Origin of the sequence: Bullifex sp., assembly GCF_034103065.1 — a bacterium.
Classification (GTDB): Bacteria; Spirochaetota; Spirochaetia; order Sphaerochaetales; family Sphaerochaetaceae; genus Bullifex.
Map to the genome: position 1 here is coordinate 1 of NZ_JAXEGN010000235.1, position 2317 is coordinate 2317.

General features: G+C 31.4%; 3 protein-coding genes. 2 read left to right on the forward strand and 1 reads right to left on the reverse strand.

The window, feature by feature from the left end; translation table 11 throughout:
• Positions 1-42: 42 nt before the first annotated feature.
• A complete protein-coding gene (locus SOY52_RS09100) occupies positions 43-1173 on the forward strand; it encodes an IS110 family transposase (protein ID WP_320848643.1) in 1131 nt (376 codons plus the stop codon).
• Between the two features lie 387 nt (positions 1174-1560).
• Here SOY52_RS09100 and SOY52_RS09105 read toward each other — a convergent pair whose 3' ends face one another.
• The gene (locus SOY52_RS09105) at positions 1561-1752 is read right to left on the reverse strand and encodes a hypothetical protein (protein ID WP_320848644.1); all 192 of its coding nucleotides are present in this window, start codon (positions 1750-1752) and stop codon (positions 1561-1563) included.
• 225 nt (positions 1753-1977) lie between these two features.
• Between SOY52_RS09105 and SOY52_RS09110 the strand changes: the two genes are divergently transcribed.
• A partial coding sequence (locus SOY52_RS09110; RefSeq protein WP_320848645.1) for an ATP-binding protein occupies positions 1978-2317 on the forward strand: 340 nt, incomplete at its 3' end.

Here is a 2317-nt window from a genome sequence, read left to right on the forward strand (position 1 = left end):
GTTCTAATTGCAGTCAAATTCTAATTAAAGGAGGGCTTACATATGGCTAAGCTCGATGGTTTCGACAGGATAATAGGAATGGACTTGTCGAAGAGGACATTCAAAGCATGTGTACTTACACGAGAAAAGAACTTTGAAGACAGAAATATTATTTCAGGTACTATGGACGCAAAGGGAAGGCAAAGATTTATCGCAACCTTGGGAGCGAAGGATATCGTTGCTATTGAAGGAGGTACTAGTTCTAACAACTTTGCAAGAGAGCTCGAGATGATAGCAGGAAAGGTATATCTGCTAAATCCTGGAAAACTTCACATTATTTTCCAGTCTCAGAGAAAAACAGACAAGATTGATGCTGTAAAGATTTCACATTATATAAGAGATACCCATGAAGAGAGTATCTGCTTAATGAATATTCCAACAAAGTGTGAATCAGAGATAAGACAAATTGTCAATTCCTACAATTTTGCCAAGAAGCAAAGAACACAACTAATAAACAAGCTGCACTCAATATTTAATATGAATGGAGTACCTGAAGTAAAGAAATCTGATCTTGAAAAGAATGAATCAAGGGTATTTATTATTGCAGAAAGACTTGATGACTTAGCTTGTCTGGATGCAACTATGGTTGAAGAATTAATTACATCGGTAGAGCTAAAGATTGAGAAGTATATGGATATCATGAGAAATTTCATTTTAGCTAATTCTGAAGTAGCTCTTCCATGGTTATCACTTCCTGGAGTTGGACTAATATCATGTACATCAATACTTGCATACATAGGTGATGGCAGCAGATTTTACACTCCAAAGCAATTGAGAAATTATGTAGGTCTGGTTCCTAGGATTGATCAGTCTGGAGATCACAATTGGCAGGGTGGTACTTCCTCATTTGGTTGTATGCCAGTAAGAAGAAATATCATGCAATGTGCATGGTCTCTTGATCATTTGAAAAGTAATTGTATTCTGAAAGATGAATGGGACAAAATGGTTAATAGAGGAAAGAGAAAGAGTAAGATAGCAATTCATGTTGCAAATAAAATTCTCTCAATAGGCTGGAGCCTACAGAGAAGCAAGAAACTCTATGCAGGATTTGGTGATTATACAAATCTTAAAAAGAAGCTAAAGAGAGAAAAACTAGAGGGCATCGATACAAGCAGCTTCATAGAACTTGCATAATGCCCATCTGAGTTTAAATAACATAATCTAAACTCAGACTACATCTGTATTATCTTTTTTTCAACCCTAATATTTAGGGTGTGTCGTTATATCTTTTCATGATTAATATTTTTATAACTCAAACAGAAGAATTATGCTTAATTTTGATAGTTATACAAATATTATTAATTTAGGTATTGACAACTGAGGACAAATAAAAAATCATAATGTGAGAATAACAAATATAAATATCATAAGAGATTAATGCCAGTAAAAGTATTAAATAAGATATAAAAGCGTATATGGATTCATCGCCCTTTTGTGGCGAATTAAAGGTTTTAAATTAATTTGTAAGAATCTCTGTTCTATTAAGCAGCTTTTTTAGGCTTGTTATTTGAATTGCATGCTTTATTTTTTTAGAGTTAGTAATAAAACAGCAAGTTTTAAATCGAATATTGTCTTTTTACCTCTTGAATAAAGTTTAGGAGCAAGAAGACAATCTTTTAATTCGCTATTCTCTTTTTCAACTTTAAGTTTTATCATGAAGATACCTTTTTGAATGAGAGTTATTACGATGTAGTGGGTGTAGGTAACTCTCATATTTTTTTACTCTTTAATTTCTAAATATTTGACTAGTTCTTAGTCATATTATTGGTTATCTATCTTCATTTATTTTGATTATTTTGACTAGATTATTTCTATATAAAATAACTATCTACAATCAAAACTGAAAAGTAAAGGTTAAAGTGCTGTGTAATTTTGAGTATTATCCATAATAGCTTTATTCAACGTACAAAGGTTAAATTAGCAGAGGAGTAATAATATATGAATTATGTATCGAGATATGGATTGGAGTTTAACCATTTTATTAAGAACTCAAAAAAAATACTATATGAGAACAACAACTATAAAGAAGTTAAAGTAAGACTAGATTATCTTTTACAAACAAAAGGTATAGGTTTAATTACAGGAGACCCTGGCTGTGGTAAAACTACTATTGTCCGTAATTATACTAATAATTTAAACCAGAATGCATACAAGATTATTTATCTACCATTGTCTACATTGACTGTATTAGAGGCTTATAAACAGCTTGCTATTGCTTTTAATATTGAACCATTTCATAGAAAGTATGAGAATTTTGCTGCAATTCAAGATGCTATTA

Coding starts and splice junctions, on each gene's coding strand:
- SOY52_RS09105 (WP_320848644.1), bottom strand. CDS start 1,752: ATGAGAGTTACCTACACCCACTACATCGTAATAACTCTCATTCAAAAA.
- SOY52_RS09100 (WP_320848643.1), top strand. CDS start 43: ATGGCTAAGCTCGATGGTTTCGACAGGATAATAGGAATGGACTTGTCG.